Source organism: Gemmatimonadota bacterium (genome assembly GCA_009838845.1).
GTDB lineage: Bacteria > Latescibacterota > UBA2968 > UBA2968 > UBA2968 > VXRD01.
Window position 1 is genome coordinate 15,231 of record VXRD01000149.1, and the last position, 13,926, is coordinate 29,156.

The window sequence follows — 13,926 nt, forward strand, 5'->3', positions numbered from 1 at the left end:
GCCTTTTACATCTGTTTTGGGACGTGCGATTCCCGCAAAAACGCAAAGATTACAAATAGTGCAAAGAATGCCGGAAGGACTGCCAGCAATAATGGATAGGCCATTTCACCTGTCATACCGAGTGCTGCGACTCCAAGCAGCGGCGCAATCAACAAAGAGAGATCCATGAGGGAATCAAATGCCCCCATGGCGGCTCCTATATATGAAGGGTCAAACGCCTCCGAAGCGTACACGAATGATAATAAATATGGAACTGCATTTGTAAGACAGAAGAGAACGTAGAACCCTATCAGCAGGGATAGGCTGTCGGCATAAACCAGTCCCACGCCCGATAGCACCAGGATCCCGAGAGAAGCAAGAACATAGAGTTTTCGTCCTACCTTATCAGAGATTACCCCGGTGAAGTATGAAGACACACTAAATGCAAATGAACCGGTTGCCAAGATTAGCCCGATTTCCCACGCATTGAGTCCCAACATCTCACCCTTTGTCGGTACAAATACTCCGAAAATCCCGAAGGCAAACAGACCCGCGAATCCCATCAGAAGATAGACGAATACGCGACTATTCCCAAAGGTTGCACCAAGGCTGCGAAAAACGCCCAGATTGTGCTCCGATGAGGCCCGTTCTCCACCCTTGATAAGATAGAGAGCAGCACAGAAGGCCACGAGTGAGAGAAGCCCGTCCACCAGAAATGGGGCTCGAAGCGAAGCCAACGAAAGTACAGCTCCAAGGGCGGGACCAACTACGAAAGACAGTCCCTGGCTGCTTCTGAGGATCCCGAAGAACCGTCCTGGAGCATCCTTGCCAAGCGTTGAAGTGATTGCCAGGAGGGCGGGCATCGAGATGGCATCAGCGACACCACCAAGGACTCGAAGAATGACCAGATGGATCCAGTCGCTCGCAATCAGACACAAAAGAGATGAAACTGAACCGAGGGCTGTGCCTACCAGAATGAGACGTTTCCGTGAGAAGCGATCCGCAAGGGCACCTGCGAAGAATTGGGCGACTACCACTGTAGCAAGGGCGGCCGACACGACTATGGGTATCTGGTACGTTTCAGCCCCGAGTTCCGTGCTGAGTCTCGGCAATACGGGAAGGCTGACGAGAGTACTCAGGAAGATGATGAACGCCATCAAGCCGATGGCATACATTCTGTGCAGGTCAGATGTCATTACCCTTCCTCTATTTTGAAATGCCTGTAGAAGTGCTGAATGTCGCATTCAGGCCGCAAAACCTCGTAGGTAAAGCAACGTTCGCATTCTTCAGGTGAGTCGGATATGGCGATTGCAGTTTGGAACCGGGTAATCGCCTCAATATCCGGGCGAAACCCGCCGCGCAGAAATTGACCCCACAGTGCCCAGAACTCAAGCTCATATCCAACAGACTTGGCCGAAGCGAGGTACTCCGGTGGAAACAGACGGCGATAGGCATCGATGTTGTAGAGCCACGAGCCTCCGCGCACGGTTTCTGCCTCCGGATGCTTCTCCCTTACGTCTCGAAGAAGACAGGTTAGCTCATGACGTCTGACACCGACACGTTCAAGGCTCAGAGCGCCCTTCCCAGAAGTGTCGGCGTTACGAAAGTGAAGACGGAGCCTGGGTTCATTCCGGAAAGGGTAGCTATACCAGAAGCACCCAAAGCCGTCCTGGGCATTGATTGGCAGTTCATCTTTCTCGCGTTCGAGATAGTGGTCGTAGGCCCAGCGATCCGGCTCACTCGTATTTCGTAGTCCTTTCAAAAAGCTCTGCCAGGCCTCACTTTCTTGCGCTGTCTCCTTTGTGACCCGAATGTTCAAAAGTGTCCGAAGCATTGTGCAGTCGATCAGGGTGTCTTCCAGGGGGCTGTGAGATAATTCGGACATCCGTCTGGCAAAGGCCAGCTGGACCGAGATGAACTCATATGGTAGGCTGAGTTTGGGCATTTGTTGTTAGTCTCTGGAGTAGTGGTTGGAGTCGGGATGACGCAAGCTTAGGGGCTTTTTATTTAAGAATTTTCACAGATTTTAAAAGGTAAATGGGATACTACGCCGACAGAATGTCTCCTCCGATACCGGTCATTTCCAGCGAAATTTTCTCTATGCTCAAGTATACTGAACGAACTTGAGCTTCTTGTTGTGCGTTGCCTCCACCTCACCAACAGAACGCGGTACGGCAGAATCCATAGGCACCCAGGTACACGCGCGGAGTATCGGAGGCTGAAGACATTCTGCCATCCTTTCTTAAGTCTGCATGAGGATTTCAACTCGATTCCCAAAAGGATCCCGAAATTCGAAGCGATCGATGCCGGAAATTGCGATGGATTTTTCTATCTCGACGCCCGCCTCAGCAAGCAGAGACCTCCAAAAAGAGATGTCTGTCACCTCGTAGGCCAGGTGTGCCTTGGTAGCCAGCCGATCCACGCCTTCTTCGATTCCTACGTGAACCTGGCGATCACCGACTTGCAACCACAATCCACCTCGGGCCTTAAGCGATTCCGGCTTCTCGATTTCGGGTAACCCTAAAATGCCGCAATAGAACTCCCTCGCAGCATCCTCAGCGCCCCTGGGTACCGTAATCTGTGCGTGGTGTAAGCTCTTAATCATTTCCCTTTCCAGCCTAAGATGCGAATCCGGTTTGCGTGTAACGTTCTCGCGGGTTGCGAACCTGCGAGCGGGTTGCTGAAGACCATGGCGCAAATGCGCCACAGCGCAAGTGGACCTGTTATATGCCTGTGGCAGGTTTGGATCTCATAAGAAACAGTACGGGGAGATCAGTGTCGGGTTTCTTCCGCCTTTCCGAAGCCTCCGTAGAGAGCGAACAGACCTTTCTTCCAAAGCACATCAACTCTCTCAAACCCGACTTTTGATAGCAGAGAGAGATGATGAGGAATATCCAACGGAGAATCTTCTATCAAAGAGTTCTTCAGGATCGGCTCAACTCTATCTTCTGGAAAGTTCCGTCGAAGCAACTCAGCCCAATCTTCGAATCCAAGCATGGTCAGTTCTGCTTTTGAGCCGTGAACGTGGTCAAGACACAGAAAGCATCCGCCTGGCTTGATCCAATTGCGAATCCGTGCGTATAGACCCTCGTATTCCGATTCTAGTCTGCCATGACACAGCGCATACGATGAGACCACACAATCGAACGAATCGGCTTCAAGTTGTACGTCATCATCTGCGAACAAATCCCCGACAACGGTTCTGAACTCGGCACCGGTCTCTTCCAGCCGTCTCGCTGCTTCCGTCAGAAGCTTTTCCGATATATCCAAGAGCGTAATCTGGCTCTGGGGAAACCGACCCAAAACAAGCTTCGAGAGCCTGCCCGTTCCAGCTCCCAGGTCCAGAACGGAAGGGGCAGACGGAACAAGGGTGGCCATAGTTCGAAACAGGAGTTCGTGCGTGTATTGGAAGTCGGGTGAGACCTTGCTCGCATTTGAAAAAAAATTGAAAGCGTCGGGCACATCTCGAAACCCCTGGTTAACTTGCTCCCGCGTTTTCTTGACGGCAATTCCTTGATCCAGCATATCCCGAATCTCTGAAAACGCACGATCGTCCATTTTGGATCTCCAAATGTCTCTAGGGTTTTGCTGTGTCTCCGCCTTTCCTGCATGCTCAGTCACACGCTTGCTGCTCAAAGTTCCTCACGATCATTCCAGGAGCTTTCTCGAATCCAAGTCTCTCGTAGAATCTCTGGACCTGCTGGTCACAGATCAGGTCAATCATGTAGAGATCTTTGAGCTTTCGAACCATGCGTCTGACCAGCTCAGATCCGATGCCTTTCCCTTGCCATTCCGGCAGCATCTCAAGATGTGGGATATAGGCGCACGAAACACCGTCCGATATGGCACTGATGAAGCCAATCACCTTCCCCTCAGAAGAAACTGCAAGAACCACGTAGTCGCTTCCCTGTAGGATTCTTAGATGCGTCTCGGGAGAGGGAGGGTTAGGCCATCCGACAAAGAACCCCTTTAGATTGTCTGATCCGATCCCGTCGGTAGTGTCTTGATATGTAATCTGCATATAGCATTTATCCTCTGGTGTATCACTTCGCTAATCCTTGCCGGTTCGTGGTTCACCACCAAAACGGAGCAGGTTGCCGTCCAAATCTACGACATGCAACTCGCAAGCCCAGGGATTATCGATCAACTCTCCTCTTATGTGCGCACCTGACGATGTAAGCTCATGATAAAGTCCTTCAATGTCTTCGACGCCTATCCAAACCGTACCATGTGCCTCGCCGACTGGATTTGCACTGAGATATATCGTCCAATCATCTCGACTCACGGATGCAAACGAACCGTCGTGCGTCCAATCCACCCTGAAACCCAAAGCGTTCTGATAGTATTCCAGGCTGCTGTCAAAGTCTGAGCAGCTGAGAATCGGGATTATGACTTCTACCATCTTGTGCATGAGAACCTCCAATTTTACCCTGTAAGTATGTTTCAACAGCAATCCCAGGTGCGGAGGTCTCTAAGAAGCTGTTTTGAAGGTGTTGGGTTTGGTGGGTCCGAGCATTTCTTTTAGAGAGACCGAATGCTCCTTGACAATCATCCTATCCGCATGAAGGGTGACAAAGTTGAAGCAAGGCGGGTGCTCTTCGTCAAAGTTCACTTCCTGTTCATTGGGCCAATAGTTGAGTTGGCAAAAGGTGCTGCCTACACTGATATAGGCAATGCCATCCTTGTGGATATGGGTCCCCCGATGAACATGACCGAAGAAAACACCTCGGAGACGCTCTCTTGCAGGCAACAGTGCTTCATGCAATTCAGTACCATTAAGCATGCCCACGTCTCTAGAATACCACTTGGAATCCAAATCGAGGGGCGAGTGATGCATAAAAACAGTCAACGAGCCGTTCTGCTGGCTAACCTCCGCGCGAACAAAATCAAGCTGATCTTCTGTTACTTTACCAAAGTGACCGGCCTCTTCGTATGGCTGCTGGGTATCTAACACCAGAAACCGTTCGCCCTGATATGAGAAGCGATAGCAGTTCAGGTCTGAATTGGATAGTACATCCTCTTTAGGACCCATTGTTAGATGCACGCGCATATAATCACGCGTGTCATGATTGCCTGTTACAAAGTAGGTCGGGACGTTGATTTGAGAAAATGCTTCTGCCGCGAGTTCGTAGGCGACCTCAGTATTATGATTCGCTACATCCCCTGTATGAATCACAAATTGGGGTCGCGTCGGCAGGCTGTTTATAGCTTCAAGGACCCGCAATAGATTACGGAATGGATTGTTGCCTAACGCGACCCAATCTCTCAAATGTCCTAAGTGTGTGTCACTGATATGGACGAAATGCAGGGGATCTGCCATGTTTTCCTCCTTTATCAGGGAGATGGGATCCAATGACTCATATTTGCCCTTTTCAGATTCCGAAGACACACTCAAGCGTTCTGCTTGCTCGGCTCGGTAGCGGTCAATCCATTGGGCATTGAGGTCGTCAGCCAGACGCCTGTGGCGTGTCTGAATCTCGCGCCCGGGTGGTAGCTTGAGGCCGAGGAAGTCAAGGATGCCACAGGTCTCACCGACGGGATCGGTGGCAAGGTCTTCGTACCGCACAAGGTACGGCTGAATACCAACCGAAGCAAACCACGTCCGCCATGCTGCATTGTGCTCATTGATCATCTGAACCAACTTGCAGATCTGGTCGAAGTCGAACCTAGGTTCTTGTTCAGGCTGTTCCAAGCGGCAAACACGCCATTCTCGGTCCTGCCTGCAGCAAGGGCCGCTCGCGCGAATTCGGAATATTCAAAGACCTCATCAGACGAGTGGACAATGTCCCATCGGGCGGCCCACATTTGCTCGTCGGGCTGGCGGAAGTATGACTCAGGACGACCCGCGACTTCCGTGGACGCCAGCAATCCACACAACAAGGTACTGCCTGTGCGTGGGGTGGCACAGATCAAGTACGAATCGGTGCGTCCCATCCGACGTACGCTTTCCTGCTTGCCTCTTGATCTCTCTGACTCTTTCATTGATTCTTCTTTACTCGCAGCGAAGAGCATCAACCGGATTCGCTCGCGCTTTCTTCCAGGCTTGAAATCCTACCGTCATCAGCGCAATCGCAAATGTGAATAGCCCGCTCATCACAAAAGGCATCACTCCCACGTCGATGCGATATACAAAATTTGCCAACCACTGGTTCATCGTCCAATAAGCCAGGGGACACGCAACCAGGTTGGCAAGGAGCACCAGCCATATAAACTCGCCTAAAATCATGAGCACCAGTCCGGATTCAGAAGCGCCCAGAACCTTACGAATGCCAATCTCTTTTGTGCGCTGTTCTACGCTAAAAGAGGTCAAGCCAAAGAGTCCCAGACAAGCCACGAAAATAGCGGGGTAAATTTCGTCCAATCTGTCTTCAGCTATGAAGGGATCAAGAATCTTCGATGGTTGGATGGACTTCCATGATCAATTGCGCAATCGCCATGGCACGTGGGATTGAAGCCTTGACTTGCTCGGTACGCGGGCCAAGGTCGCTAAGCGATTTGATGCCAAGATCGCCAAGTATATGTTCGAATCCAGGCCGAAATCGGTCCAGATAGGACGAAGCACCAATATGCTCAAAGGCTCTCAGGCAGCGAGCATATGTAGCGACGATCCAGAAGACCGATTCCCTGTGAAAGCTCTTGGTGATCAGTTCCTGCGTCCCGTTGATCAACTTGGGCCGTGAGGCCAGTTTGATTTCTGACGAATAAGGAAAGGGCTTGTGGCAGACTTCACAGGCTACGTCAAAGACTTCAATGGCATTATGGAAGTGTGTCTGAGTTGTTACCGAATCAAAGTGATGCGATCCTTGCAACGTCAGTAGGAACTCGTAGAAATCGAGGTGTCCGTATTGGGACAATACTTCTCGTGCGGCCAAATACCGTTTCCTGATTGTTGGATTTCTGAGCGCCGCTGCCAAGATGATGTGGGTGGTGATACCGGCCGCCCACAGCCAGACGAGCACCTTGTCGAACTCACTGTCAAATTCACTGACGAAATTCACGTATTTCAGACAGTTTGCTCGCGCATCTTCAATCCGCTTCATCACCCAATGTCGTTTTGGAAAATTTCGGGATACTACGGCAGCCATCTCACACAATTTATCTGATGCCCCAGGCAAGACATGTGGTAGCCGGAAACTATATCCGATACGGTAATCACTCAGCACACGCTCTAAAGGTTGTAGCCGAGTTACCGGCCAGAATCCACCCCCAATAATCACACCATCGTAATGGACCTCTTTGAGGGGATTTTCTGGCAAGGCATCCTCGAAAACCAGGGTCAGATCCAGATCAGAACTGATCGGAAACTCGGTATCATCAGGTGCCTCGGTGAGGGACCCGCGGAAAAATCCACCCATGAATCCCGGTAACTGGCTTGCATTCTCAGATACCCATTCCCCTGCCAGTGCCTTTACTTCGCGAACCAACATCGACATTCCTCGTCATCGGGACGCCCCGGGAATTGGGGCAAGACTAATCGCCTACCAGACCAGTCCAATTTAAAACAGCTTCTCAATAAAATCGACCAAAATCTGGGAAACTGACTTCAAAAAGATACGCGAGTTTTGTAAACACAGCGCGTCCACCTGGGAGTCTATCAACAAACACAAAGTAGAAGTGGCTTTCTGGGGTGAACTCGTAGTCGAAGATTGCGTTGAAATTGTAGCTGATCTCATCTTGCAACCGTTCATCTACGCGTTCAAAAAAAATGCGCCAACCGATCTTTTGGGTCAATTGATAGTTACTGCGGAGCCGGAAAATTAGCGTATTTCGATGTGTACGCCAAAAAAAATTATCCAGGTCGAGATCAGCGGTCAATTTGCCAAAGAGGTTGACACCCGCAGAGAAGCTGGTAAATCGGTTGAATTCATCTCGACGGATTCCAAAGCGATTTGAAACCTCCAGGTGCCACCACGGTGCCTGGTAATCAATCAATGAGCCGATAAACCTGGTATCGAAAAGTTGACCGACTTCGCGAAGAGCGCCAAACCCACCATAGGTAAAGAAATCAAATCGGCCAATATCAATATCAAAACGGAACTCACTCCGCCGTTCCCGCAGCAATTTTTGTGCATTGGTTTGATAAAAATGGCGCATATCAGCACCAAATGACTGCAAGAGATTCGCCTCTGGAAACTCGTGTCTGTACCTCACGCGAGCACGTCCCCGACGGAATGCCTCATCTTCAAGTCCCATCTCATTTGGACGAAAACCGTCCTGAATCTCTTCAAACGCAATTTCGGTCAGCCAACCTTCATGAAGCCATTCCATCGCGGTGTGATGCGCCCGATGCGTTTCGCCATCCATGAAATCGACAGCATACTGCGACGTTACAGTCCAGTCTCGATGAAGTCCAAATCGACCATTGAGCGATAGGAGTGCCACATCTCGATCTGCCTGGTGTTTATGGATTCCCATTGCGCCGATGACAGTGCGCTCACCGATATCGTAATTAACCCGCCCGGCCAAAAGATTTGCCTGCTTTTTTTTATCCGCATCGTACCGATCGATCATTTTGCCGTAAGTATTGATGACCGCGAAATTAGAACCGCCAATTTTACCTGCTGTTTTTACACCAAAATCGATTTCTTGAACGCGGCGGGTATAGAATAAATTGAGCGGCAGCCTGAACAGTTCAGCACCTTCCCTGAAGAATGGACGGCGTTCTGGGAGAGACAATTCCCGGTCACTTGATATGTTAATTTGCGTCGGATCACTTTCCAATTGTGAAAAATCGGGATTGAAAGTCACATTCGAGGTGAGGTGCGTCGAGATCGGGAGAATCAGGTCTAAACCACCATCGTGGTCATTGGAACGATTTTCTATTGCACGATAGGTCCCGTAGGGGAGAATACCGATCTTCTGCTCTGTTTTGATCTTTCCGAAATTCAATCCGGTCAAATCGCCAAACTCCGATACGCGCCCGAAAAAATCGGTGCGTGCCCACGAATAGGATTGACCATTTATCGGATGTGTCCGCCAAAAGTTGATTCCCCACGTCGTATTGTGTCGATTAAAACGGAGCATGCGAAACGGGATCTCAAATTCTGCGGTCCAGTGATTTTGGCGTTTTTTTATTTTCGATTTCCATTTTGCGTCCCAACTCAGGTCGAAGACACTCTCATTACTGACCCGCTCGTCCATCTGTGTGCCGAGTGTATTGATTCCAAAAACGTAGCAGTTGCGACGGTCGCGATAGGTATCAATCATCACTTCGATACAGTCATTCTGCCAGATCGCGGAATCCCGGCGAATTTTCGTTTCACGCAAACTCTTCATGTCTGGCTCATCGCAATGTACGCCGATATAGAGCATGTGCTCATCGTACAAAATCCTGACTTCCGTGTTCAATTGCGCCGGATGGATGCTTCCCTCCTTTGCACGAAAGAAATTGGTTGCAATTTGGGCGCGTTGCCAGTCACTGTCTGTAAGTTCGCCATCAATAATGGGGGGATTATCCGTCCATGTGGCACTGATAGTACGCGTCGAGCTTTGCGTTTCAGCGAAAAGCGGTAGCGTCAGCAGCACAATTGGGACCCAAATTATCGCGCATGACCACCGTACCTGTTTGGCTTTCTCCACCGTTTTTGCCTCCTGATCTGGGTATTACAAGTCATAAGGGTGAGGAAGACAAGGTTCATGTGGTTTAGACAAATGGAAGGGGGTTTAGGTTTTCCGACCGGGCTATTGAGGAAAAGTTAGCAATTGAGGATATTGCTTTTTGTGCGCGATTTAGCGGGGTGGGATTTGGGAGTTGTTTTTGTCATCAGTGAAGAAATAGAGGGACAGCCGTCACACCCTTCTATTTTTTGTCTTTCACTTCTGCTTGCTGGACAGTCGTTTATATTTAAGAAATTTCTCTTGAACCAACCCTTTTGCGAAGAGATCCTTGCTCAGATCAAAGCCTTCCTCAATCGAATCTGTGCGTCCAAAACAGTAGAAAGCTGCACCGGCATTCAAACACACCAGATCCAGAATTGGTTCGGGAGTTTGGTGCTGTAAAAGAGATAGGAAGATTTCTGCATTCTCGTCACTATCACCACCTGGAATCTCACTGTAATCCCATTTTGCTATCCCAAAATCTGAAGGCGAAATCTGGTATTCTCTGGTCACACCTTCGGCCACTTCAAAGATATGCGTGTGTCCAGAAATGGAGATCTCATCAATCCCCGGCTCTCCGACAACAATCAAGAAGCGTTTACGCCCAAGATGGCGGAGCACTTCTACCAGTTGTCTGCCCATATCGACATCAATTGTTCCGAGTATCTGATATTGGGGATTGGCAGGATTACATAACGGAGCGCTGAGATTGAAAATCGTCCTCTTGTCAACCATTTGTCTGGCGGTCACCACTTTTTTCATTACTGGGTGGTATATGCGGGCAAACAGAAAACATACATTCGTTCTCCTGAAAATGTCCTCTAAACGGTCATCTCTGAAATCAAACTCACAGTCGAGTTCTTCCAGCAAATCAAAGCTTCCATTCGGTCGCTTTGATCCTTTATTGCCGTGTTTCACCACCGGAACGCCACCAGCAGATAAAACGAACGCAGCGGTTGTAGATACGTTGAATCGATTTAAACCGCTTCCACCTGTGCCACACGAATCAATGGCGTCGAAAGAGAGAGGAACAGGTCTCGACCTGATCAATAAAGCTCTTGAAAATCCGAGAATTTCATCGGCAGTCTCGCCCTTCTCAGAAAAAGCTATGAGCAACTCTGCGATCTGTTCGTCTGGCAGGTTACTTTCCAGGATTGCACTCAGACATTGTTCAGCCTCATCGGCCTGGAGAGATTCACCCTCTCTGAGTTTATCAATGTATTTCGAGATCATATCGTTTACGTCGCTAAGATATTGTCGATTGTCTGGAGTTCGTCTTCGGTGAAATTCAGGTTGTCGAGAACACCGATGCTGTCCTCGATTTGTTCGGGTCGGCTGGCTCCGCAAAGCGCGGTCGTGACCGCCTCTTGTCGGAGGACCCAGGCGATGGCCATCTGGGCGAGGGTTTGACCGCGGGCGCAGGCGTGGTCGTTGAGCTTGCTGATTTTGCCGAGGAATTCTTTGTTGAGGCGATTTTTGAGCGGGTGACCCGGGCGAGCGGCGCGGGAGTCTGCGGGGATGCCGTCCAGGTATTTATCGGTGAGCATGCCGCTGTTGAGGATGGAGAAGGCGATGCAGCCGATGCCTTCCTCCTGAAGGACGTCGAAGAGACCATTGTTTTCGGGTTGTCGGGTAAGCAGATTGTATTTGGGCTGATGGATCAGGCAGGGCGTACCTAAGTCGCGCAGGATTCGCGCGGCCTCTCTGGTTTTGTCGGGCGGATAATTGGAGATGCCAACATAGAGGGCGCGACCTGAACGGACGGTGAAATCGAGAGCGCCCATGGTTTCTGCAAGTGGCGTGTCGGGATCGGGGCGATGGTGGTAGAAGATATCGACATAATCTACCCCCAGGCGTTTGAGGCTTTGGTCGAGGCTGGCAACGAGGTATTTCCGCGAGCCAAAATTGCCATAGGGTCCGGGCCACATATCAAATCCGGCCTTGGTGGAGATGATCAGTTCGTCCCGGTAGGGCGTCAGGTCGAGCTGGAGGATGCGGCCGAAGGTCTCTTCGGCAGAGCCATAGGGCGGTCCATAGTTGTTGGCCAGATCCAGGTGCGTGATGCCGTGGTCAAAGGCGGTGCGCACCGTAGCGCGTCCGGTTTCAAACACATCGACGCCACCAAAATTATGCCACAGGCCGAGAGAGAGCAGGGGGAGTTGAATACCGCTGTTGCCACACCGCCTATATGTCATGCTGTCGTAACGCGATTGGGATGGGAAGTCGGACATGAAGGCTCCTTTCAAAACTTGGGACCTGGAAAAAAATAACATAGAGGGGAAACCTTCACCCCTTTGATTTTCAAGTTCTAACCCTCAAGCTTTTCGTCCGTAACGGGTGGAATTGCATGCAAGAAACTTAATTGAAACAGTACTAAGTTTGCATAAGCTCATGGATCAGCGGTGGGACCTGACGGATATCGGTCAGTTGCCGCAGGGCGCCGGTGAAGTCCAGGCCGCTCGTCAGGCCCTGCGGTATGACGATGCAGCGCAGCCCGGCCGCCAGTGCGGCGCGCAGCCCCCGGTCTGAGTCTTCGATAACGACGCATTCGGCGGCGCTAAGGCCGTTTTGCCGCATGGCCGTGAGGTAGGGCTCGGGGTCGGGCTTGGAATGTCGGTAGTCTTCGCGCACGAGCGTGAAATCGATGCAGTCCAGCAGGCCGGTGGCGGCGTGGATGATCTCAAAGTGCTCCCGCCGCGAACTGGTGACGATGCCCATGCGCACCGTGCCGTGGAGTTGGCGCAGCACTTGGCGGGCGCCGTCGATGACGGGTACACCGGCACGCAAGAGTTCGGTGTAGCGGGCGTTGCGCCAGATGCGGGCTGGCTCCAGCGCCTGTTCGTCTATGCCGTGTTCGGCGGCGATCTTGGTAAGGCCTTCGCTGGCCTTGAGGAAGAGCTCGATGAAACGGGCTTCGCTCAGGCGGACGCCGAGGCGTTCCAAGGTTTCGCGGCAAGCCTGAAAGTACAGGCCTTCGGTGTCGACCAGGACGCCGTCGTTGTCCCAAAGAATGGCTTTCAGCATAGCACTTTATATCCTTTCCGCCGCTTGGTTTAAGGTACCGCCTAGTCTATCACGAGGATCGCTTCTCATCAATAGTGACTTCGGTACCCGTTGAACTGTAGTTAGCCCAATCTTTGAACTTGATCTGATTCTACATAGTCGGCCTGAACCTGGTTTGAAGAATCCTTTGAGCTGACAACTCACCAAAAGGTGCACCACAACACCTGACATCCTCAAAAGTGCTCAAAGGACCTGTCTTTTTGCGTTTGACGTAATTTGATTGATTCGTTCTTGGATATCGATTTCTGGCGTATAGTGAATACCATGTATGCTAACTTGCTCAGCGCCTTGCACATTGTTAATTCTGTCATCCACAAAAATGGCTTCTTCAGCAGTCACTTCCAAACGGGATAGCATACGCTGAAAAATCTTTGGGTCAGGTTTGCGCAAACCTTCTTTAGCTGAGAACATTATCGCGTCAAAAAGGTCATCATGAATCTCTTCCTGTACAATTTTGCGTGTCGTGATCCAAGCGTCGCTGAGTACGCCGAGTTTATATTTACCTTTTAATGAGGTAATATAGTCTAACAGATCATAATTCCAGATGGGTTCGCCCCAGAAATCCACACCTAATTTCTGTGCTTCATCATTTGATATATTCAGTTCATCTCCAATAACTTTCCATAACTTTTCTGGATGTTCTTCTCCCACGAAAAGTTTCGGCGTTAGAGGGTGATAGAATACCATTTGGGCCAGTTCAGCTATTGACATACCAATTTGAGGAATTTGAGTGTCGTCCGCTGTTAGTTTTTCTTCTATCAGTACTCCACCCATATCCCAGATGATGGCTTTGATCACTTCACTCCTCATTGAGTAACGCCAGATGAAAGCCATGCCAGTCGTCGAGATCGTTGAGGTCGGTGCCGAGCCACTCTTTGTCAGATTGGGGGAACCCAAGAATCTCAAGCATTTCGCTTCGACCAGGCTCTGGCTTGGGGAACGAGAGGATGCGTTCGTTGAATTGGTCAATCGCCTCCGGCGTCAGGCTTTCCGGTTTTGCATTCTCTTTTACCCAGGTCTCGAACGCCAGGTAGCCCGGCTGCGACGCGCTTACGAAAGCGACAGCAGCGGTCGAGTCAATTCCCAGAGCTTCGAGCAGCAGGCCATCAAACCCGCCTTCGCCCGCTCTGTATTCACCTGCCAACTTGCCCTTTGCCGACAGACGCATTTTCAACCATAGCCTCGGAAGGTGAACCAATCCCAACGGGCCTTTTGTCCGGGTGCTGATGAGAGGAACCTGTGTCTCCATTGCGAGTCTCCTTATTAGTGATTATCAATGATTTGTCG

16 protein-coding genes are annotated in these 13,926 nt (G+C 50.5%); all 16 read right to left on the reverse strand.

The annotated features are described in order from the left end of the window. Nucleotides 1-5: 5 nt before the first annotated feature. Nucleotides 6-1,223 carry an MFS transporter gene (locus F4Y39_20895; protein ID MYC16190.1) on the reverse strand — a complete coding sequence of 406 codons (1,218 nt, stop codon included), beginning with the start codon at nt 1,221-1,223 and terminating at the stop codon, nt 6-8. After that, nucleotides 1,175-1,864: a hypothetical protein gene (locus F4Y39_20900; GenBank protein MYC16191.1), complete on the reverse strand. Its 690-nt coding sequence runs from the start codon at nt 1,862-1,864 to the stop codon at nt 1,175-1,177. The genes F4Y39_20895 and F4Y39_20900 overlap by 49 nt, the downstream gene beginning before the upstream one ends. Nucleotides 1,865-2,221: 357 nt before the next feature. Continuing rightward, on the reverse strand, nt 2,222-2,584 hold the full coding sequence (locus tag F4Y39_20905) for a glyoxalase (GenBank protein ID MYC16192.1): 363 nt from the start codon (nt 2,582-2,584) through the stop codon (nt 2,222-2,224). A gap of 167 nt (nt 2,585-2,751) precedes the next feature. Next, nucleotides 2,752-3,537, reverse strand: a complete 786-nt coding sequence (locus F4Y39_20910; protein MYC16193.1) for a class I SAM-dependent methyltransferase — start codon at nt 3,535-3,537, stop codon at nt 2,752-2,754. A gap of 55 nt (nt 3,538-3,592) precedes the next feature. Continuing rightward, nucleotides 3,593-3,994: a GNAT family N-acetyltransferase gene (locus tag F4Y39_20915; protein MYC16194.1), complete on the reverse strand. Its 402-nt coding sequence runs from the start codon at nt 3,992-3,994 to the stop codon at nt 3,593-3,595. A gap of 36 nt (nt 3,995-4,030) precedes the next feature. After that, on the reverse strand, nt 4,031-4,390 hold the full coding sequence (locus F4Y39_20920; GenBank protein MYC16195.1) for a VOC family protein: 360 nt from the start codon (nt 4,388-4,390) through the stop codon (nt 4,031-4,033). Between the two features lie 60 nt (nt 4,391-4,450). Beyond that, a complete protein-coding gene (locus F4Y39_20925) occupies nt 4,451-5,611 on the reverse strand; it encodes a hypothetical protein (GenBank protein ID MYC16196.1) in 1,161 nt (386 codons plus the stop codon). Beyond that, a complete protein-coding gene (locus F4Y39_20930; GenBank protein ID MYC16197.1) occupies nt 5,608-5,991 on the reverse strand; it encodes a hypothetical protein in 384 nt (127 codons plus the stop codon). Before F4Y39_20930 ends, F4Y39_20925 begins: the two co-directional genes overlap by 4 nt. Beyond that, nucleotides 5,972-6,385, reverse strand: a complete 414-nt coding sequence (locus tag F4Y39_20935) for an FtsX-like permease family protein (GenBank protein MYC16198.1) — start codon at nt 6,383-6,385, stop codon at nt 5,972-5,974. Before F4Y39_20935 ends, F4Y39_20930 begins: the two co-directional genes overlap by 20 nt. Then, nucleotides 6,363-7,406 (reverse strand): hypothetical protein, encoded by a 1,044-nt coding sequence (locus F4Y39_20940; GenBank protein MYC16199.1) that lies wholly within the window; start codon nt 7,404-7,406, stop codon nt 6,363-6,365. Before F4Y39_20940 ends, F4Y39_20935 begins: the two co-directional genes overlap by 23 nt. An 82-nt stretch (nt 7,407-7,488) precedes the next feature. Continuing rightward, on the reverse strand, nt 7,489-9,558 hold the full coding sequence (locus F4Y39_20945; GenBank protein ID MYC16200.1) for a carbohydrate binding family 9 domain-containing protein: 2,070 nt from the start codon (nt 9,556-9,558) through the stop codon (nt 7,489-7,491). A gap of 234 nt (nt 9,559-9,792) precedes the next feature. Further along, complete coding sequence (trpD, locus tag F4Y39_20950) at nt 9,793-10,809, reverse strand: anthranilate phosphoribosyltransferase (GenBank protein ID MYC16201.1); 1,017 nt, start codon at nt 10,807-10,809, stop codon at nt 9,793-9,795. Between the two features lie 5 nt (nt 10,810-10,814). Then, nucleotides 10,815-11,807: an L-glyceraldehyde 3-phosphate reductase gene (locus F4Y39_20955; GenBank protein ID MYC16202.1), complete on the reverse strand. Its 993-nt coding sequence runs from the start codon at nt 11,805-11,807 to the stop codon at nt 10,815-10,817. Nucleotides 11,808-11,949: 142 nt separating this feature from the next. After that, nucleotides 11,950-12,600: an HAD family phosphatase gene (locus F4Y39_20960; GenBank protein MYC16203.1), complete on the reverse strand. Its 651-nt coding sequence runs from the start codon at nt 12,598-12,600 to the stop codon at nt 11,950-11,952. A 222-nt stretch (nt 12,601-12,822) separates the two neighbouring features. Then, nucleotides 12,823-13,473: an HAD family phosphatase gene (locus tag F4Y39_20965; GenBank protein ID MYC16204.1), complete on the reverse strand. Its 651-nt coding sequence runs from the start codon at nt 13,471-13,473 to the stop codon at nt 12,823-12,825. Continuing rightward, complete coding sequence (locus F4Y39_20970; GenBank protein MYC16205.1) at nt 13,439-13,888, reverse strand: DUF5069 domain-containing protein; 450 nt, start codon at nt 13,886-13,888, stop codon at nt 13,439-13,441. The genes F4Y39_20965 and F4Y39_20970 overlap by 35 nt, the downstream gene beginning before the upstream one ends. Nucleotides 13,889-13,926: the final 38 nt, after the last annotated feature.